This is a genomic window from Achromobacter insuavis, assembly GCF_902859645.1.
GTDB classification, from domain to species: Bacteria; Pseudomonadota; Gammaproteobacteria; order Burkholderiales; family Burkholderiaceae_B; genus Achromobacter; species Achromobacter insuavis.
In genome coordinates this window covers 1-22,131 of sequence record NZ_CADIJR010000056.1, presented here as the reverse complement: position 1 = coordinate 22,131, position 22,131 = coordinate 1, and the positions used below count along the sequence as shown (strand labels likewise).

Sequence of the window (22,131 nt, the reverse complement as noted above, 5' to 3'; positions counted from 1 at the left end):
GCGCCGGCTCAGCCGGTCATCACTTCGCCGCCGTCGACGGCGATGGCCTGGCCGTTGATGGACGACGAGGCCGGCAGCGCCAGCCAGGCGACCGTCTCGGCCACTTCCTCGGGCTGCACCAGGCGGCCCTGCGGATTGCGCTCGGCCAGCTTGGCGCGAGCCGCTTCCGGCGTCATGCCGGTCTTCTCGACGATATTGGTGACCGCGCCGCGCACGATGTCGGTCTCGGTGTAGCCCGGGCACACGGCGTTGATGGTGACGCCCTTCTGCGCCGTCTCCAGCGCCAGCGAGCGGGTCAGGCCGATCACGCCATGCTTGGCCGCGCAGTAGGCGCTGACGTAGGCGTAGCCGATCAGGCCGGCGGTGCTGGCCACGTTGATGACGCGGCCCCATTTGGCGGCCAGCATGCCGGGCAGGGCCGCCTGGATGCAGTGGAAGGTGCCGGTCAGGTTGACCGCCAGCATCGATTGCCACAGCGCGGCGTCGGTGCGGTCGAAGCGCTGGCTGACGGCCTGGCCGGCATTGTTGACCAGCACCAGCACCGGGCCGAGTTCGGCCTCGGCCTGGGCGAAGGCCTGGCGCACCGAGGCCTCGTCGGCGATGTCGGCGCTGACCGCCTGCACCTGGCCCAGGCTGGCCAGGCTGTCGACGGCCGCCTCCAGCGCGCCGCCGTCGCGGCCCAGCAGCGTGACCCGCGCGCCGCGTTCCAGCAGGGCGCGGGCGCTGGCCAGGCCGATGCCGCGGGCGCCGCCCGTCACCAGCGCGTGGCGGCCGGCCAAGGGAAGGGAGGACGTGCTCATTTGATGTCCAGTTGCGCCATGGCGGCGGCGCGTTCGAAATTGGTTTCCAGCTGGCGCTTGCCGGCGAAATACTGGCTCGGCCAGGCCACATCACGATAGCCCACGCGGGCCGCTTCGCGCAGCGTCCAGGAGGCGTCCGCCAGGTGCGGCCGCGCCAGCGCGCAGAGGTCGGCGCGGCCCGAGGCGATGATGCCGTTGGCGTGGTCGGCCTCGAAGATGGCGCCCACCGCGATGGTGGGGATGCCGGCCTCGTTGCGCACGCGGTCGGCGAACGGGGTCTGGAACATGCGGCCGTAGACCGGCTTTTCTTCCTTGCTGACCTGGCCCGACGAGCAGTCGATCATGTCGGCGCCAGCGGCCTTGAAGTGGCGCGCGATCTCGACGGCGTCATCGGCGGTGATGCCGCCCTCGACCCAGTCGCTGGCCGAGATCCGCACCGACATCGGCTTGTCCTCGGGCCAGACGGCGCGCACCGCGCGGAACACTTCCAGCGGGAAGCGCAGGCGGTTTTCCAGGCTGCCGCCGTATTCGTCGTCGCGGCGGTTGGTCAGCGGCGAGATGAAGCTGGACAGCAGGTAGCCGTGGGCGCAGTGCAGTTCGAGCCAGTCGAAGCCGGCGGCCTGGGCGCGGCGGGCCGCGGCCACGAAGTTGTCGCGCACCTCGTCCATGTCGGCGCGCGTCATGGCGCGCGGCGTCTGCGACACGCCTTCGATGTACGGCAAGGCAGACGCCGACAGCAGCGGCCAGTTGCCTTCGGCCAGCGGATGGTCGATCTTCTGCCAGCCCAGCTGGGTCGAGCCCTTGCGGCCGGCATGGCCGATCTGCACGCCGATGCGGGCGTCGCTGTTGCCGTGCACGAAGCCGACGATGCGGGCGAAGGCCTGCTGCTGCTCGTCGTTCCACAGGCCCGGGCATCCCGGGGTGATGCGGCCGTCGGGCGACACGCAGGTCATTTCCACCATCACCAGCCCGGCGCCGCCCATGGCGCGGGCGCCCAGGTGCACCAGGTGGAAGTCGCCCGGCACGCCGTCGGCGCAGGAGTACATGGCCATCGGCGACACCAGGATGCGGTTCTTCAGCGTCACGCCGCGCGCCCGGTACGGCGTCAGCATCGGCAGCGCGGGCCGCTGGCCGGCGGGCGCCGGCGCGCCGGCATGCTCGGCGATCCAGCGCTCGAAGCCTTCCAGCCAGGCCGGGTCGCGCAGCCGCAGGTTTTCGTGCGAGATGCGCTGCGAGCGGGTCAGCAGCGAATAGGCGAATTGTTCGGGTTCGAGTTCGGCGTAGCGCGCCACGTTCTCGAACCACTCGGTGGAGTTGCGGGCGGCGTTCTGGATCTTCAGCACTTCGACGCTGCGCACTTCCTCGTAGTGCTTCAGGCCGTGCTCGACGCTGCCCTCGGCGCCGCTCAGGCAGCGCGCCAGTTCGATGGCGTCTTCCAGCGCCAGCTTGGTGCCCGAGCCGATGGAGAAGTGCGCGGTATGCGCCGCGTCGCCCATCAGCACCACCGGCACGGCGCGCTTGCCGCGGCGGGTTTCGAGCTGGTTCCAGTGGACCCAGGTGTTGCAGATGACGCGCGGGAAGCGGATCCAGATGGCCGAGCCGCGCAGGTGCGAGGCGTTGCTGATGAGCGCGTTGCCGTCGAGCCAGGGCGCGAACAGCTTTTCGCAGTAGGCAATGCCCTCTTCCTGGCTCATCTGCTCGATGCCGGCGGCCTGCCAGGTCTCTTCGGGCGTTTCGACGATGAAGGTCGACATGCCGTCTTCGTAGCGATAGGCGTGGGCCTGGAACCAGCCGTGTTCGGTCTGGACGAAGGCGAAGGTGAAGGCGTCGAAGACCTTCTTGGTGCCGAGCCAGACGAAGCGGCAGCGGCGCTGGTCGATGTCGGGGTGGAAGGTGTCGGTGTAGCGGGTGCGGATCTGGCTGTTGATGCCGTCGGAGGCGATGACCAGGTCGGCGTCGTATTCGCGGGCGATGGCCTGGTCGTCCTGGACGAAGTTCTCGAACACCAGCTTGACGCCGACGTCTTCGCAACGCGCCTGCAGGATGTTGAGCAGCTTCTTGCGGCCGATGCCGATGAAGCCGTGGCCGCCGCTGCGGATGCTGCGACCCTTGAAGTGGATGTCGATGTCGTCCCAGTGGTTGAAGGCGTCGCCGATGGTCTGGGCGGAGACGGGATCGGCTTCGCGCAGGTTCTGCATGGTGGCATCCGAGAACACGACGCCCCAGCCGAAGGTGTCGTAGGGCCGGTTGCGTTCGATGACGGTGACTTCGTTGGCCGGGTCTTGCAGCTTCATGAGGAGCCCGAAATACAGGCCGGCGGGACCACCACCAATGCATACGATTTTCATTGCCGTAACGCTCCAAGAAGTGCGGCCCGGACGCGGGGGTGGGTCGCTGCTATTTTTAGGCCTTGATAGTTTAGGCTTGAAATATATACCTGGATGGGGAGGATCGCAAATGGGGGAAACGTGGGGGCCGGGAATTGGGGGACGGGCTTGAGTTGGCCTGGGTGGTTCCATGGGGGAACCGCGTTCTGGATGCGGGCGGTGTTGAGCTTCGTAGGTCGCCCCTCGGGCAGGCGGATTTCGAGGCTTGTCGCGCTGCTAGATCTGTGTGCAAGGCATGGAACCTGCGGGGCTGCCCATCGCGACCGCGCGGGCGGTCACGATGGGCGTCTGGGCAGTTGAAGGCGGGGCGGGTGCGCTGCGCGCGGGTGGGGATCGGGTTTCTGTTGTTTCCCCACGTTGGGGGAGGGGCGGTGGTGGTCGGCGCGGCGGAAAGCGGGTTGCGCGTGGCGAGTCGCTCGCGCCGACCACAAACAGTCTTGGTGCGGGCAGGCGTTCAATGGCAAAGGGTTTGGGTGCAGGTGTGCCTTGGTGGCAATGCGTCGCGGAGCGGGCATGTCTTCAATGGCAAGTGAGTCGCGGTGCTGGCATGCCTTCAATAGCAAATGCGTCGCGACGCTGGCACGCTTGCAATGAAAAACCATGCGAAGTGCCAGCAAACCTTCCAAAGAAAACAATCTCGCCGCCGCCACACGCGATAGCGTCATCACCAATCGCAAGACATCGCGTAAGCCTCAAAAGGCCGCCCGCGCGGCCGGCTTGAGGCGGGCCCCGCCCCACCATTCACCGCAAGCGCGAAGCGGCATCCTCAACCGCAAGACCCCGCGAATGCCCTCCGATGGCCGCCCGCGCGGCCGAGGAAGGGCGACCATCGCAAGATCTTCCACTTCACGCCAGCCCAACATAAGAACGCCAGCACCGTCACCCACACGCGAGAGCGCCATCGCTCAGACGCAAGACACCGCGTAAGTCCTAAAAGGCCGCCCGCGCGGCCTTTTAGGACGGGCCCCGCAAATCTCTCCCCCCAGCCTTGACGTTGCATCAGCATGCCAAGCACACCACCCGCCCCAGAGACCGGCAGTAAGTCTCATCGCGAGCGCGTGGCGGGGTCGGTGGGGGATGGCGGGGCGTGTAGATGCGCCCGAGGGAATCTGAAGGAACAGCCGAAGGCTGTGACGAAGATGACGAAGGGAAAGTCCGGAGCGAACGCTCCGGACCGCAATCGTAGCCCCGCCATCCCCCACCGACCCCGCCACGCGCGCCTTAAGAACCCACCCCGCAACAGCAAAACAAGCCCCTCACCCCCGCGCCCGCAACCAATCCTCCAAATCATTAGCCGGCAACGGCGGCGAAAACAAAAACCCCTGCCCCGCCGCACACCCCTGCTCGATCAAGAAGCGCCGCTGTTCCTCATTCTCGATCCCCTCGGCCACCACCGGCAGGCTGAGACTCTCCCCGATGCGGATGACGGCGCTGGTCAGCGCCCGCGCCGCGTCGTCGTTCTCCAGCCCCTGGACGAAACTGCGGTCCAGCTTCAGTTCGTCCACGATCAGGCGGCGCAAGTGGCCCAGGCTGGAATAGCCCGTGCCGAAATCGTCCATCGACAGGCGCACGCCCAGGCGGTGCAGCTCCGCGATCGTGCGCAGCGTGCCCGCCGTGGCGTCCAGCACCACGCCTTCCGTGATCTCCAGCATCAGGTCCGACGCCGCCAGCCCGAACTCGGCCAGCGTCGCGGCGATCATGCGCGGCAGGTTCAGGTTGTGGAAATTGGTGGCCGACAGGTTCACCGACACCGACGGCACGCGCAGGCCGTTGTTGCGCCAGATGGAGAGCTGCGAGCAGGCCTCGCGCACCGCCCAGTCGCCCAGGTCGCCGATCAGGCCGCATTCCTCGGCCAGCGGCACGAAGCGCGCCGGCGAGATGTCGCCCAGCGTCGGGTGGCGCCAGCGGGCCAGCGCCTCGACGCCGTACAGGCTGCCGTTCTTCAGGCCCACCTGCGGCTGGTAGTGCAACCGCAACGCGCGACCTTCCAGCGCGTCGCGCAGCGCCGCCTCCAGCGCCAGGCGTTCCTGCGCCTGGCGGTTCATCTCGGCACTGAAGAACGAGATGCGGTTGCGGCCCGCCGTCTTGGCCTGGTACATGGCCATGTCGGCATGGCGCAGCAGCGTGTCCATGTCGCGGCCGTTCTCGGGGAACACGCTGATGCCGATGCTCACCGACGGATTGAGCGTGATGCCGCCCACCACGAACGGCTGCGCCAGCGACACCAGGATGTGCTCGGCGGCGGCGGTCAGGCGGCCATGCTCGAAATCGGGCATCAGCATCACGAACTCGTCGCCCGACAGGCGGCCGACGATGTCGGTGGCGCGCGCCAGGCGTCGCAGGCGCTGGGCGATGTCGCGCAGCAGCGCGTCGCCGATGGGGTGGCCGAGCGTGTCGTTGACCTGCTTGAAGCGGTCCAGGTCCAGGAACAGCACCGCCACGCGCTTGCGCTCGGGCTCGGCGCGGGCGATGGCCTGCTCGGCCTGGGCCAGCAGCAGGTTGCGGTTCGGCAGGCCGGTCAGCTCGTCGTAGAACGCCAGCTGGCGGATGCGGGCGCGGGCCTCTTCGCGTTCCAGCGCCAGCGCGCACAGGTACACGCAGACGTCCACCAGGCGGTGGTGGAAGTCGTCCGGCAGGCGGCGTTCGCGGAAGTAGAAACCGAAGGTGCCGATGACGCGGCCGTCGCTCGACTTGATCGGCGAGGACCAGCAGGCCTTGATATCGTCCGGCAGCGGCAGATGGCGGTAGTCATCCCACAGCGGATCGGTGGCGATGTCGGGCACGATCACCGGCCGCCCGAGGAAAGCCGCGGTGCCGCAGGCGCCCACCTGCGGGCCGATGGCCATGCCGTCCAATGCTTCGTTATAGGCCGGCGGCATGCTCGGCGAAGCCAGCGTCCGCAGCTTGCCGGCCTCGTCCACCCGCAGCACCGTGGCCGCGACTTCGGGCGCCAGGCGCTCGACCTCGCGGCACACCATGTTCATCACTTCCACCACCGAGGCTTCGTTGACCATTGCCTGCAGCACGCGGCGCTGCAGCACCTCATGCACCTTGGTGGGGGTGATGTCGGTCAGCACGTCGACGATGTTGACCAGCGAACCGCGCTCGTCGAACACCGAGTTGGCCATGACCGACACCCACAGCGGCTTGCCGCTGCGGTCGTAGACCAGCACGTCCTTGTGATAGCCCTCGCGGCAGGCGATGCGGCGGTCCAGCTCCTCGCGGGTGCCGCCGTCGTGGCGGGTGCCGGCCAGCAGCTCGCCGAGCTCCTGTTCCAGCGCGTCGGCGCGCGAGAAGCCCAGCATGCGCTGGAAGCCGTCGTTGACGTAGACGATGCGGCCGTCGCGGCCGGACACGGCCACGGCGTTGCCGGTTTCGTTGATGCCCAGCAGCAGCAGGCGGACTTCCTCCTGGCGCTCGGCGTCGGCGATCGACTTGCGCGAGATCACCGCGATGCGGCGCACTTCGCCGCTTTCGTCGCGCATCGGCAGGTAGGTCGCCTCGATCCACAGCGACGCGCCGCTCTGCTTGCGGTAGCGGCAGGTGCCGGAAAAGACCTCGCCGCGGCGCAGCCGCGCCCAGATATGTTCGGCGCTGGCGATGCCCTTGCCTTCGTCCATGCTGTCGCACAGCAGGTCGTGGCGCAGCCCGGCGATGTCGGCGCGGGCATAGCCCAGCGCGGCCAGGAAGTTGTCGTTGGCGTTGATGAGAGCGCCGGCGGCATCGAAATCGAACAGCAGCAGTGCCCGGTCCATCGACGCCAGATAGTTGCTCACCTGCCACGCGGCGCCCTGCGGGGCCGCGCTCGAACCGCCTGGATGAGAATCAAGCATAAGGGGCTCCATACCGGAAGAACAACGATTCCGGGTTCATTTCAGGGCCGGGGGAAGCCAAGTGCGACGCGGTCGCGTCCGTCCTGTTTGGCCAGGTACAACGCCTGGTCCGCCCGGCTGAGCGTTTCTGAAAAGGTTTCTCCGAGCTGGTGACAGGCCATGCCGATGCTGACGGTCAGGCGCAACACATCGGCGCCGACATCGATGGCCAGGCCGCGCACCGCGCCGACCAGCCGGTCCATCACGCCCTGCGCCGTTTCCGGCGGGGTCGCGGGCAGCAGCACGAGGAATTCCTCGCCGCCCCAGCGGCCGCACAGATCGTATTCGCGCACGCTGCGGCGCATGGCGCCGGCCAGCTCGACCAGGGCGCGGTCGCCAATCTCGTGGCCGTAGCGATCGTTGACCGACTTGAAATGGTCGACGTCGAGCATGGCCACCACGAAAGCCTGGCCGCCGCGGGCGGCGCGCTGGACTTCCTGCTTGATCATTTCCATCAGGGCGCGGCGGTTGAGCAGGCCCGTCAGGGGATCGCGGCGCGAGGTTTCCTCCAGCGTGGCGTTCAGGTCGCGCATCATGCTCTGATAGTGGTCGGAGATGCGCGCGATGCGCGCCAGCCGCCGCAGCTGCCGGTCGAATTGCTCGCACAGGCCCATTTCGCGCTGGTGCGCCATGGACTGGTAGGCATCCGACAAGTGCGTGACGCGCTCGATCCGCGCCATCTGTTCCGCCGTGTGCCGCCACAGATCCTGCAACGCCTCGCGCAACGGATGCCCGGCATAGGCCGGATCCGCCAGCAAGCCGACGATGCGGTCATCCAGCTCGGCGTTGCCGGCCTTCATTGGCGGCCGACGACGGAGAACGGGAAGGAGCAGTCTTCCTTGAATTCCTCGGCCAGCTCGCCGACGCGCTCGTTGCGCATGTCGTAGAACCAGGTGACGCTGACGCTGCGGCCCTTGCCGTGGGCGGCCTCCAGCACATCGAAGATGTCCATGACGGACTTGATGCTGCTGGTGTTCAGATAGAGCAGTTCGAGTTCCAGGTTCAGCGGCGCGGCGCTGCTGAGCAGGTAGGCCTCGACCCACTCGATCACCGGGCCGAACAGCTCGAACGAATTCTCGGGGTAGGAGTCGCCGCGCATCGCCAGCACGCCGGCGGCGGCGTCCGCGGTGATGGCGGGCGTGGACTGGGTCCCCGCGATATTCAGGTCTTTCATCAGTAACTCCGAAAAGGGTCTAAGGCTCAGGGGCGGCGGTCAGATCACGACGCTCAGGCTGAAGAACGCCTGGCCCTCGCCCGCGGCGGGCGTCAGGCTGGCCTCCAGCGGCGCGCCGGCCCGACGCGCGATATCGATCAGTCCCAGGCCGGCGCCCGAGGCCACGCCTGGGGTGCGCGGCTTGTGCAGCTGGGTCTTGTATTCCGCCTTCAGGGCGGCCTTGTCCAGCGCGGCCAGCTGCTGGATGCGGGCCACCAGGCTGCGGCCGTCCTCGGCCTTGACCAGGTTGCCGGCCGACACCACGTAGCGGCTCTCGCCGCGGCGCCCGATGACCACGGTGGCGGCGGCGTCCGTGTCGCCGTTCTGCGCGGCGTACTGGCGGATGTTCTGGATCATCTCGATGTAGACCGAGAACACGTCCATGGCCTCCGCCGGCCGGGCATGCTCGGCGTTCAGGTAATTCTTCAGCGCATTGCCGATTTCCTCGATCAGGCTGCGGGAGATCGGCCCGTTGAAGCACAACAGCGTGCGATTCTGGTCGAACCGCTCGCCCAATGCGTAGAGATCGGAGGCATTCATGGGAGTTACCGCCCTGATAACGATTATTCGAAACGGAAAGACAGCAAGGTAATGTCGTCGCGCTGCGGCCGTTCGCCCTGGTAGCGAGCCAGGGCCTCGGTAAACGCGGCCGCCTGGTCAGTTAACGGCTGCCGCGCGTGTCTCTTGAGCATTTCGGCGAAACGCGTGTTGCCAAAGCCGAAACCGTGCTCGCCGCCGGCCTGGTCCAGGAAGCCGTCGGTCGCCAGGTAGTAGGTCCAGCCCGGCTCCATGCGCAACTCGATGTTCTGGTAGGCCCCGGTCCGCTTGTCGCCCAGCGCGCGCTTGCCCCCGGGCACTTCGCGCAGGGTTTCGCCGTCGCTGGCAAACAGGCTGATCTTGGCGCCGGCATACCGCAACATGCCGGACTGGCGGTCAATATATACCAGCCCCGCGTCGGTATTTGTCGCGAGGGCCCGCGGCAGTTGCGCATCGGCAAGCATGGCGCGGATGGCGCTGTCGGTGCGGGCCAGGATCCCGGCGGGATCGGCCGGGCCGGCCTCGGTGATGGCCAGGTCGATGGCGGCGCGCGCCAGCATGGTCATCAGGGCGCCCGGCACGCCGTGGCCGGCGCAGTCCATGATGCCCAGCAGGCAGTTGGGGCCGTCCGAGCGGAACACGTAGAAGTCGCCGCCGACCACGTCGCGCGGCTTCCACAGCACGAAGTGATGGGCGCCGAGCGACTGGGTCAGCTGGCGGTCCGGCAGGATGGCGCGCTGGATCAGGCTGGCGTAGTCGATCGAATCGCCGATCTTCTTGTGCGCCGCCGCCATGGCGCGGTTGGCGTCCTCCAGCTCGGAGGTGCGCTCGCGCACCTTGCTTTCGAGTTCGGCGGTGTGCTGACGCACCTTGTCGGCCATGACGCCGAAGGCGCGGCTCAGGTCGCCGATCTCGTCCTGGCCGCCCGGCGGCAGGCGCACGTCGTAGCTGCCGTTGGCGATGGCGCGGGCCGACTGCTGCAGGCGGCGCAGCGGCCGCAGCATCAGGCGCTCGATGGCGTAGCCGAAGCACAGCAGCAGGGCCGCGAACAGCAGCACCAGGCCGATCGCGGCCGGCCACAGCCAGTCGGTATCGAGCACCCGGGCGGCGCCCAGGTCCACCACCGTCAGCACGTGTCAGTGCAGCTCGGGCATGTAGGCCACCGACACCAGCTGGCGCACGCCGTCTATCGCGACCCAGGCGGTCTGCACCGATTGCGGGTCGGCCTGGGCGGCGTGCAGCGCCGAACGCAGCTCGTCGCGGCCGCTGCCGGGGTCGAGCAGGTTGAACACCATGCCGCGGCCGTTGGCGCCGCTGGCCCCCGAGTTGTAGGCGATCAGCGTCGGATCCATGTGCGCCTGGATCGCCCCCTCCTCGTCGACGATGATGGGGGTGACGCCCGGCTGGCCGCTGTTGACGAAGTCGCGCAGGAAGCCGCCCACGTCCAGGCCGGCGCCGGTCAGGCCGATGACCTTGTCGCCGTCGCGCACCTGCACGTTGATCCAGACCCGCGTGGTCTTGAGCTTGAGGTCCGGATTGACGTTGATGTTGTAACGCGCGCTCGCCTTGAGCGAGTTGTAGAACCAGCCATCGTCGGCCGCCTCGCGGCTGAGCGTATAGCGCGGCGCTTCCGACAGCGGCTGGTCATCGTTGAAGTAATAGTGGCCGGTGGCGGCGCTGGCGATGAAATAGGCGCGGCCCAGCAGGTCGCGGCGGTAGCCGTCGGCCTCGCGGAAGAACAGCTCGCGCGCGGCCGGATCGGCTTCGTTGCGCAGCCAGCGGCGCGTCACCTCGCTGTCGGCCAGCCGCTGCGACAGCGCCAGCTCGCGCGACACCGGCGCCAGGATGCGCTGGCGGTTCAATTGCGTGAAGTTGTCGGCGAAGGCGCGCCCGAAGTGGTCGCGGACCCCGTCCAGCACCTGCCAGCCTATCAGCGCGGCCGGCGCCAGGGCGACCAGGCACGCCAGCAACAGCGCCATCAATGATTTTTTGCGCAAACCCCATTTCGCCATGCGAAGTCTTCCCTGACAGCTTGATAAGACGTGACGCATCCACGCGGTACGCACGGCGCGCTAAGTGTAGAGAACCACGAGATGAATTGAAACAGGCGTAAACACGCGGATTTGCCAAAGGTCAGCCTATTTCAGGCCCTGCCCCGCAAACCGCGCATTTATTGCGTTTTATATCGAAAGAAAGGCCGCGCTCCGCGCCGGGATTGCGGCTTTCGCGCTACACGCCCAGGTAGCGTTCCCACAATCCGCGGTCGGCATCGAGCGCCGCGGAGTCGCCGGTCCAGACCACCTTGCCGCGTTCCAGGATGACATGGCGGTCGGCCAGGCTCAGCAGGCGCTCGACGTACTTGTCGATCACCAGGATGGTCTGGCCGGCCTGGCGCAGGCGCGCCAGGCAGCTCCAGATCTCCTCGCGGATCTTGGGCGCCAGGCCCTCGGTGGCCTCGTCCAGGATCAGGAGGCGCGGGTTCGTGACCAGGGCGCGGCCGATGGCCAGCATCTGCTGCTCGCCGCCCGACAGCTGGTTGCCCATGTTGCGGGCGCGCTCGCCCAGGCGCGGGAACAGCTCGAACACGCGCTCGGGCGTCCACGGCTCGCCGATGGCGGGATTGCGCGCCGCCACGAAGGCCGTCAGGTGTTCGCGCACCGTCAGGTTGGGAAAGCACTGGCGCCCCTCGGGCACGATGGCCATGCCGGTGCGGGCGATGCGGTCGGGGCTCCAGCCGCTGATGTCCTGGTCGACGAAGCGGATCTTGCCGCCGCGCAGCGGCAGCTGGCCGAACAGGGTGCGCAGCAGCGTGGTCTTGCCCATGCCGTTGCGGCCCAGCAGCGTCACCACCTGGCCCGCGCCGATCTGCAGGTCCACGCCGAACAGCACCTGGCTGGCGCCGTAGCCGCTCTGGGCCGATTCAATGCTGAGCATCAGGCAAGCTCCTGGCGCGCGGGCGCCGTTTCGTCATCGCCGAGGTAGGCCTGGCGCACATCCGGGTTGGCGCGGATCTCGTCCGGCGTGCCGGTGGCGATCACGCGGCCGTACACCAGCACCGAGATGCGGTCGGCCAGCCGGAACACCGCCTGCATGTCGTGCTCGACCAGCAGCATGGCGGCGCGGCCGCGCAGGGATTCGATCAGGTCGGTCAGGCGCAGGGTCTCGTCGGGCCCCATGCCGGCCATGGGTTCGTCCAGCAGCAGCACGCGCGGCCGCGCGGCCAGGGCCAGCGCGAATTCCACCTTGCGCTGCTCGCCATGCGGCAAGGTGCCGGCGGCGCGGTCCAGCAGGGCGGGATCGATGGCGCATTCGCGCGCCAGCTCGCGGGCCTGCTCGTACAGGGCCGACTCGGCGGCGCGCGGCCGCCAGAAGCGGAAGCTGCTGCCGGCGTGGGCCTGCACCGCCAGCACCAGGTTATCCAGCACGCTGGACTGCTTGAAGATGTTGGTGATCTGGTACGAGCGCGACAGGCCCGCCGCCACGCGCTGGTGCGCGTTCATGGCGGTGACGTCGCGGCCGTCCACGGCCAGCGCGCCGGAGTCGGCCGCCAGCGTGCCGGACAGCAGGTGGATCAGGGTCGACTTGCCGGCGCCGTTGGGGCCGATCAGGGCATGGATCTCGCCCGGGTTCAGGGAGATCGACACATTGTCGGTGGCCACCAGCGCGCCGAAGCGGCGCACCAGGTTGCTGGCCTGCAGCGCGGGGGCCTGCGTCGAGGTATGGGTCTGGTTCATGATCCCGCCTTGCCGGTTTGGGCGGCGGCGCGGCCGCCGAACAGCGGGCCGAACAGGCCCACCAGGCCGCGCGGCGCGCCGAACACCACGCACAGCAGCAGCACGCCCAGGGGCAGGTGCCAGTATTCGGTCCACTGGCGCAGCACTTCCTCCAGCACCAGCATCACCACCGCGCCGGCCACGCCGCCGTAGCGCAGGCCGATACCGCCCACCAGCACCATGATCAGCAGGTTGGCCGACTGGGTCCAGTGCATCAGGCTGGGCGAGATGAACAGGTTGTGGTTGGCCAGCAGCGCGCCGGCCAGTCCGGCCACGGCGCCGCTCAGCGTGAAGGCGGTGAGCTTGATGCGGTAGACCGGGTAGCCCATGGATTCCATGCGCGACTCGTTTTCACGGATGCCCTGCAGCGCGGTGCCGAAACGCGACAGCGTCACCCGCCCGAACAGCCACATCATCACGGCGAAGATCACCAGCACCAGGTAATAGAACGCCACGTCGTTGGCCAGGTCGATGCCCGGCAGCGACGAGTAGCCCGGCAGGTTCAGGCCGTCCTCGCCGCCGTACTGGCGCAGCGAGATGAAGATGTAGAACAGCATCTGCGCGAACGCCAGCGTGATCATGATGAAGTACACGCCGCGGGTGCGCAGCGAGATCGCGCCCGTGATGAAGGCCAGCAGCGCCGCCAGCAGCATCGCCACCGGCCACGACACCAGCGCCGAAGTCACGCCCGACATCGCCAGGATGCCGACCGCGTAGGCGCCGGCGCCGAAGAAGGCCGCGTGGCCCAGCGCCACCATGCCGCCGTAGCCCAGGATCAGGTTCAGGCTGGTGGCGGCCAGCGCGTAGATCAGCACGCGGCGCACGAAGGAGATATAGAAATCCAGGCCCAGGGCCGGCGCCACCAGCGGGAACGCCGCCAGCGCGGCCAGCAGGGCCAGGGTCCAGAGGATCGAAGAGGTCCGCATGCTCAGCCTCGCGCCGGAAACAGGCCGGAAGGCCGGAACACCAGGACCGCCGCCATCAGCACGTAGATGGCGATGGCCGCCAGCGTCGGGCCGACGCTGGACGCGACCGCCGGCGAGAACACCTGGCGCAGCAGCATCGGCAGGAAGGCGCGCCCGGCCGTATCGACCATGCCCACCAGCAGCGCGCCGACGAAGGCGCCGCGGATCGAGCCGATGCCGCCGATGACGATGCACACCAGCACCAGGATCAGGATTTCCTCGCCCATGCCGACCTGCACCGAGGTGATCGGGCCCAGCAGCGCGCCGGCCACGGCCGCCAGCATGGCGCCCAGCACGAACACGCCCAGGAACAGCAGCGGCACGCGCACGCCCATCAGGGTGGCCATCTGCCGGTTCGAGGCGCCGGCCCGCACCAGCACGCCGGCGCGGGTGCGCGTCACGAACCAGTACAGCCCCACGGCCGAGGCCACGCCGAAGACGATGATCATCAGGCGGTAGGCCGGATACAGCAGGTCGGGCAAGAGGCGCACCGGCCCGGACAGCAGCGCCGGCATGTTCAGCATGACCGGGGCCGGGCCCCAGATCATCTTGACTAGGTCATTGGCGATGAGGATGACGGCGTAGGTGCCCAGCACCTGCGCCAGGTGGTCGCGCAGCGCCAGGCGGCGGATCAGCGTCAGTTCCAGCGCCACCCCGACCAGCCCGGTGGCGACGGCGGCCACCAGGACGGCGGCGGTGAAGGACCCCGTGCGCTGCATGGTTTCGGCGGCGACATAGGCGCCTGCCATATAGAGCGAGCCATGCGCCAGATTCATGATGTCCATGATGCCGAACACCAGGGTCAGCCCGGCCGCAATCAGAAACAACATCAACCCAAACTGCAGACCGTTCAGCAATTGCTCGATGATGAGCGTGAACGTCATGAAAAATCCCCTGGTGGGCCCACCCCCGAAGCGCTGCGCGCTTCCCCCTCAAGGGGGTGTCGCGACGGACCGGCGAAGCCGGATCCGTGCGACCCCGCGGGGCCGGGCTGCATCGTGTAGCCGCGGCGCTTTACGCGTCCCGCCGCCTTTTATAGCTTGCAGTCGCCGACGTAGACGTCCTGGTACTTGTCGAACACCTTGCCGACCAGCTTGTTGGTGATGCGGCCGTTGGCGTCCTTGTCGACCACGCGCAGGTAGTAGGCCTGGATGGGGTAGTGGTTCTTGCCGTAGGTGTAGCTGCCGCGCACCGAGGGGTAGTCGGCCTTGGCCAGCGCCTGGACGATGGCCTCGCGGTCGGAAGCCTTGCCGCCGGCCTGCTTGACGGCGGCGTCCATGGCCATGATGACGTCATAGGCCTGGGCGGCGTAGACCGACGGGTAGCGGCCGTTGTATTCCTTGCGGAAGGCCTCGACGAAGGCCTTGTTCTGCGGCACGTCCAGGTCATGCGCCCACTGCGCGGTGTTGTACATGCCCAGCATCGGCTCGCCCACGGCCTGGATCACGTCCTCGTCGGCCGAGAAGCCCGGGCCGATCAGCTTGACGCTCTGCGACAGGCCGGCCGACACGAACTGCTTGACGAAGTTGATGCCCATGCCGCCCGGCAGGAAGATGTAGACCGCGTCCGGCTTGGCGGCGCGGATCTGGGCGATCTCGGCGGCATAGTCGATCTGGCCGAGCTTGGTGTAGACCTCGTCGCCCGGGGCGGTCTTGTAGCCGCGCTTGAAGCCGGTCAGCGCATCCTTGCCGGCCGGGTAGTCCGGGGCCATGATGAACATCTTCTTGAAGCCGCGGTCGGCCGCGACCTTGCCGGCGGCTTCGTGGAAGGCGTCGTTCTGGTACGACGAGCCGAACCAGTAGTTGTTGCACTGGGCGCCGGCGAACTGGCTGGGGCCCGGGTTGTTCGACAGGTACGGCACCTTGGCGGCGAACAGCGCGGGGCCGACGGCCAGCGCCACGTTCGAGCCGATCGGGCCGGTGAAGAAATCCACCTTGTCGCGCTGGATGTAGCGCGTCACCAGCTGGCGGGCCTGGTCGGGGTTGCCGCCCATGTCGGTCTGCAGGAATTCGGCGGGCTGGCCGCCCAGCTTGCTGCCCAGCTGCTTGATGGCCAGGTTGAAGCCATCGCGGGCTTCGGCGCCCAGCGCCGAGAACGGGCCGGAAATGTCATTCGCGATGCCGACCTTGACCGGATCGGCGTGCGCCAGGGCCGGGATCAACGCGGCGGCGGCAACGAGGGAAGTGATGAAACGCATGGTGGTGTGCTCCGTGCGCGAGCCGCGCAGAGGGTGTTTTTCTGGGATTGCGATTCGAAGGACTTCTATGCCCGGCCTGCCGGCCCGATCAGGCGGCCATCAGACCGGCGCCCGCAGCAGCCGATCCCGGGGTGCGGCATGGGGAGAACTGGCGTGGTTCATAGTTTAGGTTTAAAGTATTCGGCAAAACAAGTCTAGGGTTTTTACCAATGATCCGCGGCGCGGGCCCGCCCGCGCGGACATTACCCGACATCGGCCCGATACTCAAGAATACAGACCTCTCCACGCATTCCCGGTAACCTTCCCGACCATGACAGACGCTCCCGACCTGGAATCCCGCGCCGCCCCCGACGATCACCATGCGCTGCGCCTGTGGCTGCGCATGCTGACCTGCGCCAATCTCATCGAAGGCGAGATCCGCAGCCGGCTGCGCAACGAGTTCGACACCACCCTGCCGCGCTTCGACCTGATGGCGCAATTGCAGCGCGCGCCCAAGGGCATGAAGATGGGCGAGCTGTCGCGCCACATGATGGTGACCAACGGCAATATCACCGGCATCACCGACCAGCTCGAAAAGGAAGGCCTGGTGGTGCGCACCAAGGTCGAGTCCGACCGCCGCAGCTCGCTCATCAAGCTGACGCCGCAAGGCAGGAAGAGCTTCGCCAAGATGGCGCGGGCCCACGAGACCTGGGTCAAGTCGATGTTCGGCGAACTGCCCGAGGCCAGCCGCAATGCACTGTTCCAGGCGCTGGGCGAACTGAAGCTGCAGGTGGTCGCCACCCGCTCGGCCGCCGCCGGCGACTGAGCCGCGTCCCGCGCGCCGCCCGGCCGGTCCGCCGCCGGCGCGTTTGCGCCCCTGCCGGCCCCTCGGGCCGGCAGAAAAACGACAACGGTTTGGCGCATAATTGCCGCCATGATTCCGGTATCTCTTCCTGGCGGTAATTACTACGTGCTGATGGCCGTCTCGCTGGCCTGCCTGTCCACGCTGCTGACCTGGCTGGCCGTCCTGGCCACCAGCCGCGGCGCCCGGCTGTGGCTGGGCGACCATCGCCGCGGCGGCACGATCCTGATGGCGCTGCTGGCCCTGGTCGGCGGCATCTTCCCCTACCAGCAACTGAGCCAATGGCTGGTCGCCCAGCGCGACGCCCGCCTGGGCGCCAGCCTGGACCGCGTGCTGGACCAGCCCACCCGGCTGGCCGGGATCGACATGCCGGCCGGCACGGTGCTGCGCCTGACCACCGCCGGCGATCCGGCCTCGTTCGACCGCGCCACCTTCCCGGAAGGCCATCCGGCCAGCGTGCAGGGCCTGAGCGCCACCCGCCTGTTCCATTACCCCGCCAGCGCCCGCCAGCCCGAGGCATTGTCGGCCGAGATCGCCCGCGACCAGGCCCAGGAGGGCTGGCTCTGCGCCCACGGCCACCGGGTCGAATTCGTCATGCTGGGCGGCCAGCCGCGCTTCGCCAGCTGCCACCTGGCCATCGGCAACACCCTGAATCAGCAGCCGATCCCGCCCGGGGCCTGGCTCAAGGTCGACGACGCCGCGCGCGGCAGCGCCCCGGACCCGGCCAGCCCGGCGCCGCGCTGGCTGCTGCGCGCCGAGGGCAGCGAGCCGCTGTCGGTGGACGGCATGCCGCTGCTGAAGGTGGACATGACGCTGGACGCCCAGCGCCGCCTGCTGGCGTTCGAGGGCCTCCTGGGGCGCGAAAGCGCCTTCGGCGGCATCACCTACCCCACCGGCACCCGCATGCTGACGGCCGGCCCGCGCGTGCCCGGCATGCAGCCCGGCGACCTGCTGTTCTCGCCCTCGCGCGGCCGCTCGGCGCGGCAGGCCGACGGCAAGGAAGTCGCCGCCGGCATGTCGGTGCTGCAGGCGCCCGACGGCACCGTGCGCCGCGTGCTGTCCAACCGCGAGGCCGGCGTGCTGGACGTGGCGGCCATGCGGACCGCTCCCTGACAACCGGCTTTCAGGCCGGCGCCGCCGGCTGTCGCAAAGCAGTGGGATAATACGAAGCTTTCCCCCGCGCGCCGCCTTGCCCTGGCGGCGATTCCGTCCTGCTCATTCATGAGACGAAGTCATGGCCGTTAACCTGCAGATCCCCTCCGAGTCCGAAATTTTCCCTGTTGCCGGCGTTGAAATCGGCGTCACCGAGGCCGGCATCCGCAAAGCCAACCGACGCGACCTGACGGTATTCCGCCTGGCCGAAGGCAGCAGCGTGGCCGGCGTGTTCACCCGCAACCGCTTCTGCGCCGCCCCGGTGCAGGTCTGCCAGGCCCACCTGGCCGACGGCGGCCCGATCCGCGCGCTCGTCATCAACACCGGCAACGCCAACGCCGGCACCGGCGCCGAGGGCCTGAAGAAGGCCCAGGACACCTGCGCCGAGCTCGGCCGCCTGCTCGGCGTGCCCGCCGCCCAGGTGCTGCCGTTCTCGACCGGCGTGATCCTGGAGCCGCTGCCGCTGGACCGCCTGTTCGCCGGCCTGCCGGGCGCCATCGCCAACCTGGGCGCCGACCACTGGTCGAGCGCCGCGCACGGCATCATGACCACCGACACGCTGCCCAAGATCTCGTCGCGCCGCGTCCAGATCGGCGGCAAGACCGTCACCTTCACCGGCATCAGCAAGGGCGCCGGCATGATCCGCCCCAACATGGCGACCATGCTGAGCTTCCTGGCCACCGATGCCGGCATCGCCCAGCCGCTCTTGCGCAAGCTGGCGGTCGAGATCGCCGACGCCTCGTTCAACCGCATCACCGTGGATGGCGACACCTCCACCAATGACTCGTTCATCATCGTCGCCACCGGCAAGTCGGGCGTCGAGGTCAACGCCGAATCGGACGCCGCCTACGCCGCCGTGCGCGAGGCCCTGACCGCCGCCGCGCTGGAACTGGCGCAGAAGATCGTGCGCGACGCCGAAGGCGCCACCAAGTTCATGACCATCCGCGTGGAAGAAGCCGGCACCACCGAGGAAGCCCTCAAGGTGGCCTACGCCGTGGCCCACTCGCCGCTGGTCAAGACCGCCTTCTTCGCCTCGGACCCCAACCTGGGCCGCATCCTGGCCGCCGTCGGCTATGCCGGCATCGACGACCTGGACGTGTCGAACATCCGCCTGTGGCTCGACGACGTGCTGGTGGCCAAGGACGGCGGCCGCAATCCGGCCTACCAGGAAGCCGACGGCCAGCGCGTCATGAAGCAGGCCGAGATCACCGTGCGCATCGCGCTGGGCCGCGGCCAGGTCAACGACACCGTCTACACCTGCGATTTCTCGCACGAGTACGTGTCGATCAACGCCGACTACCGTTCCTGATCAAGACCCGCCATCCGCCCGGCTGACCCCGGGCGCGGGGCGCTGGCGTGCAAGGGCGCGCCGGACTCCGCGGGATGGCGGCAGCAATGAAATCCAGTGGCTGCGCCTTACCCATCGCCGGTCACTGCCCCCGGGGGATCCGTGGCATCACCGCGGTCCCCGGCAGGTGACAGCCGTTGAGCGGCGCGCGTCCCCACGACGCCTTGCGGCGGGACACGCGCCCTCTTCTTCCGACGATGCCCGCGAATGCGACGCGGGCCCGGTGCCGGGCCCGCCCGTTCGCTCTTCCAGGATCACACCGTGACCGCGACCGAATTCACCACCCTCATCCAGCGCGCCGAGCGCGTCCTGGCCCAGCTCGAAGCCTGGCTGCCCCCGGCGCCCCCCGATATCGACTGGAACGCCCACGCGTTCCGCTGGCGCAAGCGCGGCTCGCGCGGCTGGCTCGACGCCGTGCGCCACGTGGCCCGCATCGAACTCGAGGACCTGCAGCACATCGAACGCCAGAAAGGCATCATCGAGCGCAACACGCAGCAGTTCATCGACAAGAAGCCCGCCAACAACGTGCTCATGACCGGCGCCCGCGGCACCGGCAAGAGCTCGCTGGTCAAGGCCATGCTGGCCGCCCACGGCGACCGCGGCCTGCGCCTGATCGAGGTCGACAAGTCCGACCTGGGCGACCTGGCCGACATCGTCGAGCTGGTGGCCTCGCGCCCCGAACGCTTCATCGTGTTCTGCGACGACCTGTCGTTCGAGGAAGGCGAGGCCGGCTACAAGGCGCTCAAGTCCGTGCTGGACGGCTCGGTCGCCGCGTCGGGCGACAACGTGCTGATCTACGCCACCTCCAACCGGCGCCACCTGATGCCGGAATACATGAGCGAGAACCTGCAGGCCAAGCACCAGCCCGACGGCGAGATCCACCCCGGCGAGACCGTCGAGGAAAAGATCTCGCTGTCCGAGCGCTTCGGCCTGTGGCTGTCGTTCTATCCCTTCAAGCAGGACGACTACCTCGACATCGTCTACCACTGGCTGCGCGAGCTGGGCTGCCCGGAAGACCAGATCGAGCCGTCGCGCACCGAGGCGCTGCAATGGACCATCGAGCGCGGTTCGCGCTCGGGCCGCGTCGCCTACCAATTCGCCCGTGACTGGGCTGCCCGCCATGTCTGACAAAATCATCGATGTCGCCGCCGGCCTGATCCTGCGTCCGGACGGCATGCTGCTGCTGGGGCAACGTCCCGAAGGCAAGCCCTGGTCGGGCTGGTGGGAGCTGCCCGGCGGCAAGCTCGAACCCGGCGAGACCGTGCTGCAGGCGCTGGCGCGCGAACTGCAGGAAGAGATCGGCATCCGCGTGACGCAGTCGCGGCCGTGGGTGACCTATGTGCACGCCTACCCCCACACCACGGTGCGCCTGGCGTTCTGCCACGTCACCGGCTGGGAAGGCGAGCCGCGCAGCCTGGAGAACCAGCGCCTGGAATGGGTCGACCCGGCCAACGCCGCGTCGGTCGGCGACCTGCTGCCGGCCACGCTGCCGCCGCTGCGCTGGCTGCAGCTGCCGACGGCCTACGGCATCAGTTCCATCGGCGCGCGCGCCGGCCTGTCGGCCTTCCTGGACCGGCTGGACGCGGCACTGGCGCGCGGCGTCAAACTGGTGCAGCTGCGTGAACCGCAGTGGCCCGACGGCCCGGCCTCGGCCTCGCTGCACGAGGCGCTGCAGCAGATCGTCAAGCGCTGCCGCGCCGCGGGCGCGCGGGTGCTGGTCAACAGCGCCCATCCGGCCGCCTGGTGGCGCGAGGCCGATGGCGTGCACCTGCGCGGCGCCGACGCCGCGCGGCTGACCACCCGCCCCGAATTGCCGGCCGGTGCGCTGGTCGGCGTCTCGGCGCACGACAACGCGCAGGTGGTGCATGCGCGCGAACTGGGCGCGGACTTCGCCGTGCTCGGCCCGGTGCTGGACACCCCCAGCCATCCCGGCGCGCCGACGCTGGGCTGGGACGGCTTCGTCGAAGGCAACCGCGACGCCGGCATTCCGGTGTTCGCGCTGGGCGGGCAATCCGCCCAGACGGTCTCGCACGCCCTGCGCCACGGCGCGCACGGCATCGCCGGCATCCGCGGCCTGATCTGACGCCCGCGGGCCGGCAGCCGGCAACGCCGGCCCGGCCCCTCTGCCGGAACCGCGAAGTCTGGCAAGATGGCAGCCACATCGGCCCTTCCCCCGCACGCCAGCGGCGGTTGCGGCCGACGGCCGGGTGCCCGGTTCACCGGACCCCGTCCGCTCCCACCTCACCAAGAAGGAACCGGCCCATGTCCCGACGTGAGAATACCGAGCGCCAGATCCTGCAGGCGCTCGAAGAGCAGATCAAGGAAACCGGCATGGGAGGCGTCGGCATCAACGCCATCGCCAAGCGCGCCGGCGTCAGCAAGGAACTCATCTACCGCTATTTCGACGGCATGCCCGGGCTGATGCTGGCCTGGATGCAGGAACAGGATTTCTGGACCCGCAATCCCGACCTGCTGGCGGCGGACGAGTCCAGCCAGCGCAGTCCCGGCGACCTGGTGCTGTCGATGCTGCGCGCGCAGATCGAGGCCCTGTCCGGCAACGAGACGCTGCGCGAAGTGCGGCGCTGGGAACTGATCGAACGCAACGAGGTGTCGGCGCCGCTGGCCGAGCGCCGCGAACGCGCCGCGCGCGGTTTCATCGACCGCGTCGACGGCCTGACCCCCGACATGGACGTGCCCGCCGTCGTCAGCGTGATGCTGGCGGGCGTGCTGTACCTGATGCTGCGCGCCAAGACCGAAAGCCATTTCCTCGGCGTGCCGCTGCGCACGGCGGAAGGCTGGGCGCGCATCAACGACGCGCTGGAACACCTAGTGAAACAGGGCTTTCCGGACGCGCTCAACCAGCAATCCCTGGCCCACCTGGAGGCGCGCCGCAAGAAAGCGCGGCCGCCCGCCGAGCCCGTGGCCTGAGTTCGCCCCGGATCCAGGCCGTTGCGGCTCACCGGGCCGTCGCCGGCCGTTGGCGCCGCCGCGTCTATCTGGCGGGCGCCGCCGAAGCGGCAGGCGCCGCGTCGGTCGCCGCCGGGCC

The 22,131-nt window shown here is 68.8% G+C and carries 19 protein-coding genes; 6 read left to right on the top strand and 13 right to left on the bottom strand.

The window, feature by feature from the left end:
* Positions 1 to 8 precede the first annotated feature (8 nt).
* The 13 genes from H0523_RS23025 to H0523_RS22970 all read right to left on the bottom strand — a co-directional run bounded on the left by H0523_RS23025 (position 9) and on the right by H0523_RS22970 (position 15,744).
* Positions 9 to 800 carry an SDR family NAD(P)-dependent oxidoreductase gene (locus tag H0523_RS23025; protein ID WP_054435706.1) on the bottom strand — a complete coding sequence of 264 codons (792 nt, stop codon included), beginning with the start codon at positions 798 to 800 and terminating at the stop codon, positions 9 to 11.
* A complete protein-coding gene (locus tag H0523_RS23020) occupies positions 797 to 3,148 on the bottom strand; it encodes a bifunctional salicylyl-CoA 5-hydroxylase/oxidoreductase (protein ID WP_054435708.1) in 2,352 nt (783 codons plus the stop codon). Before H0523_RS23020 ends, H0523_RS23025 begins: the two co-directional genes overlap by 4 nt.
* Before the next feature lie 1,295 nt (positions 3,149 to 4,443).
* A complete protein-coding gene (locus H0523_RS23015; protein WP_180180153.1) occupies positions 4,444 to 7,020 on the bottom strand; it encodes a sensor domain-containing protein in 2,577 nt (858 codons plus the stop codon).
* Between the two features lie 41 nt (positions 7,021 to 7,061).
* A complete protein-coding gene (gene siaD / locus H0523_RS23010; protein ID WP_054433241.1) occupies positions 7,062 to 7,859 on the bottom strand; it encodes a biofilm regulation diguanylate cyclase SiaD in 798 nt (265 codons plus the stop codon).
* Positions 7,856 to 8,233 (bottom strand): biofilm regulation phosphoprotein SiaC, encoded by a 378-nt coding sequence (gene siaC, locus H0523_RS23005; RefSeq protein ID WP_054433238.1) that lies wholly within the window; start codon positions 8,231 to 8,233, stop codon positions 7,856 to 7,858. The genes siaD and siaC overlap by 4 nt, the downstream gene beginning before the upstream one ends.
* A gap of 39 nt (positions 8,234 to 8,272) precedes the next feature.
* Positions 8,273 to 8,812, bottom strand: coding sequence for a biofilm regulation protein kinase SiaB (gene siaB, locus H0523_RS23000; RefSeq protein ID WP_054433236.1), 540 nt, complete (start codon positions 8,810 to 8,812; stop codon positions 8,273 to 8,275).
* 23 nt (positions 8,813 to 8,835) lie between these two features.
* Complete coding sequence (locus tag H0523_RS32350) at positions 8,836 to 9,942, bottom strand: SpoIIE family protein phosphatase (RefSeq protein WP_257225166.1); 1,107 nt, start codon at positions 9,940 to 9,942, stop codon at positions 8,836 to 8,838.
* A gap of 3 nt (positions 9,943 to 9,945) precedes the next feature.
* Positions 9,946 to 10,788 carry a hypothetical protein gene (locus tag H0523_RS32345; RefSeq protein WP_257225165.1) on the bottom strand — a complete coding sequence of 281 codons (843 nt, stop codon included), beginning with the start codon at positions 10,786 to 10,788 and terminating at the stop codon, positions 9,946 to 9,948.
* Positions 10,789 to 11,038: 250 nt separating this feature from the next.
* A complete protein-coding gene (locus H0523_RS22990; RefSeq protein WP_054433232.1) occupies positions 11,039 to 11,743 on the bottom strand; it encodes an ABC transporter ATP-binding protein in 705 nt (234 codons plus the stop codon).
* Positions 11,743 to 12,543, bottom strand: coding sequence for an ABC transporter ATP-binding protein (locus H0523_RS22985; protein ID WP_054433231.1), 801 nt, complete (start codon positions 12,541 to 12,543; stop codon positions 11,743 to 11,745). Before H0523_RS22985 ends, H0523_RS22990 begins: the two co-directional genes overlap by 1 nt.
* Positions 12,540 to 13,508: a branched-chain amino acid ABC transporter permease gene (locus H0523_RS22980; protein WP_054433229.1), complete on the bottom strand. Its 969-nt coding sequence runs from the start codon at positions 13,506 to 13,508 to the stop codon at positions 12,540 to 12,542. The genes H0523_RS22985 and H0523_RS22980 overlap by 4 nt, the downstream gene beginning before the upstream one ends.
* Positions 13,509 to 13,510: 2 nt before the next feature.
* The gene (locus H0523_RS22975; protein WP_006392702.1) at positions 13,511 to 14,431 is read right to left on the bottom strand and encodes a branched-chain amino acid ABC transporter permease; all 921 of its coding nucleotides are present in this window, start codon (positions 14,429 to 14,431) and stop codon (positions 13,511 to 13,513) included.
* A gap of 149 nt (positions 14,432 to 14,580) precedes the next feature.
* The gene (locus H0523_RS22970) at positions 14,581 to 15,744 is read right to left on the bottom strand and encodes an ABC transporter substrate-binding protein (RefSeq protein WP_054433227.1); all 1,164 of its coding nucleotides are present in this window, start codon (positions 15,742 to 15,744) and stop codon (positions 14,581 to 14,583) included.
* Between the two features lie 310 nt (positions 15,745 to 16,054).
* Between H0523_RS22970 and H0523_RS22965 the strand changes: the two genes are divergently transcribed.
* The 6 genes from H0523_RS22965 (at position 16,055) to H0523_RS22940 (ending at position 22,013) form a co-directional block, all read left to right on the top strand.
* Entirely contained in the window at positions 16,055 to 16,549 is a 495-nt protein-coding gene (locus tag H0523_RS22965) for a MarR family winged helix-turn-helix transcriptional regulator (protein ID WP_054433226.1), read from the top strand.
* Between the two features lie 108 nt (positions 16,550 to 16,657).
* Entirely contained in the window at positions 16,658 to 17,698 is a 1,041-nt protein-coding gene (locus H0523_RS22960; protein WP_054433224.1) for a hypothetical protein, read from the top strand.
* Between the two features lie 121 nt (positions 17,699 to 17,819).
* The gene (gene argJ, locus H0523_RS22955; RefSeq protein WP_054433222.1) at positions 17,820 to 19,046 is read left to right on the top strand and encodes a bifunctional glutamate N-acetyltransferase/amino-acid acetyltransferase ArgJ; all 1,227 of its coding nucleotides are present in this window, start codon (positions 17,820 to 17,822) and stop codon (positions 19,044 to 19,046) included.
* Between the two features lie 300 nt (positions 19,047 to 19,346).
* Positions 19,347 to 20,213, top strand: coding sequence for an ATP-binding protein (locus tag H0523_RS22950; protein WP_054433221.1), 867 nt, complete (start codon positions 19,347 to 19,349; stop codon positions 20,211 to 20,213).
* A complete protein-coding gene (locus H0523_RS22945) occupies positions 20,206 to 21,168 on the top strand; it encodes a Nudix family hydrolase (RefSeq protein WP_054433219.1) in 963 nt (320 codons plus the stop codon). Before H0523_RS22950 ends, H0523_RS22945 begins: the two co-directional genes overlap by 8 nt.
* Before the next feature lie 179 nt (positions 21,169 to 21,347).
* A complete protein-coding gene (locus tag H0523_RS22940; RefSeq protein ID WP_054461413.1) occupies positions 21,348 to 22,013 on the top strand; it encodes a TetR/AcrR family transcriptional regulator in 666 nt (221 codons plus the stop codon).
* Positions 22,014 to 22,131 lie beyond the last annotated feature (118 nt).

Coding starts and splice junctions, on each gene's coding strand:
- H0523_RS23020 (WP_054435708.1), bottom strand. CDS start 3,148: ATGAAAATCGTATGCATTGGTGGTGGTCCCGCCGGCCTGTATTTCGGG.
- H0523_RS22965 (WP_054433226.1), top strand. CDS start 16,055: ATGACAGACGCTCCCGACCTGGAATCCCGCGCCGCCCCCGACGATCAC.
- H0523_RS22940 (WP_054461413.1), top strand. CDS start 21,348: ATGTCCCGACGTGAGAATACCGAGCGCCAGATCCTGCAGGCGCTCGAA.
- H0523_RS22945 (WP_054433219.1), top strand. CDS start 20,206: ATGTCTGACAAAATCATCGATGTCGCCGCCGGCCTGATCCTGCGTCCG.
- H0523_RS32345 (WP_257225165.1), bottom strand. CDS start 10,788: ATGGCGCTGTTGCTGGCGTGCCTGGTCGCCCTGGCGCCGGCCGCGCTG.
- H0523_RS22990 (WP_054433232.1), bottom strand. CDS start 11,743: ATGCTCAGCATTGAATCGGCCCAGAGCGGCTACGGCGCCAGCCAGGTG.
- H0523_RS22975 (WP_006392702.1), bottom strand. CDS start 14,431: ATGACGTTCACGCTCATCATCGAGCAATTGCTGAACGGTCTGCAGTTT.
- siaC (WP_054433238.1), bottom strand. CDS start 8,233: ATGAAAGACCTGAATATCGCGGGGACCCAGTCCACGCCCGCCATCACC.
- H0523_RS22970 (WP_054433227.1), bottom strand. CDS start 15,744: ATGCGTTTCATCACTTCCCTCGTTGCCGCCGCCGCGTTGATCCCGGCC.
- siaB (WP_054433236.1), bottom strand. CDS start 8,812: ATGAATGCCTCCGATCTCTACGCATTGGGCGAGCGGTTCGACCAGAAT.
- H0523_RS22985 (WP_054433231.1), bottom strand. CDS start 12,543: ATGAACCAGACCCATACCTCGACGCAGGCCCCCGCGCTGCAGGCCAGC.
- argJ (WP_054433222.1), top strand. CDS start 17,820: ATGGCCGTTAACCTGCAGATCCCCTCCGAGTCCGAAATTTTCCCTGTT.
- H0523_RS22980 (WP_054433229.1), bottom strand. CDS start 13,508: ATGCGGACCTCTTCGATCCTCTGGACCCTGGCCCTGCTGGCCGCGCTG.
- H0523_RS23025 (WP_054435706.1), bottom strand. CDS start 800: ATGAGCACGTCCTCCCTTCCCTTGGCCGGCCGCCACGCGCTGGTGACG.
- H0523_RS23015 (WP_180180153.1), bottom strand. CDS start 7,020: ATGCTTGATTCTCATCCAGGCGGTTCGAGCGCGGCCCCGCAGGGCGCC.
- siaD (WP_054433241.1), bottom strand. CDS start 7,859: ATGAAGGCCGGCAACGCCGAGCTGGATGACCGCATCGTCGGCTTGCTG.
- H0523_RS22960 (WP_054433224.1), top strand. CDS start 16,658: ATGATTCCGGTATCTCTTCCTGGCGGTAATTACTACGTGCTGATGGCC.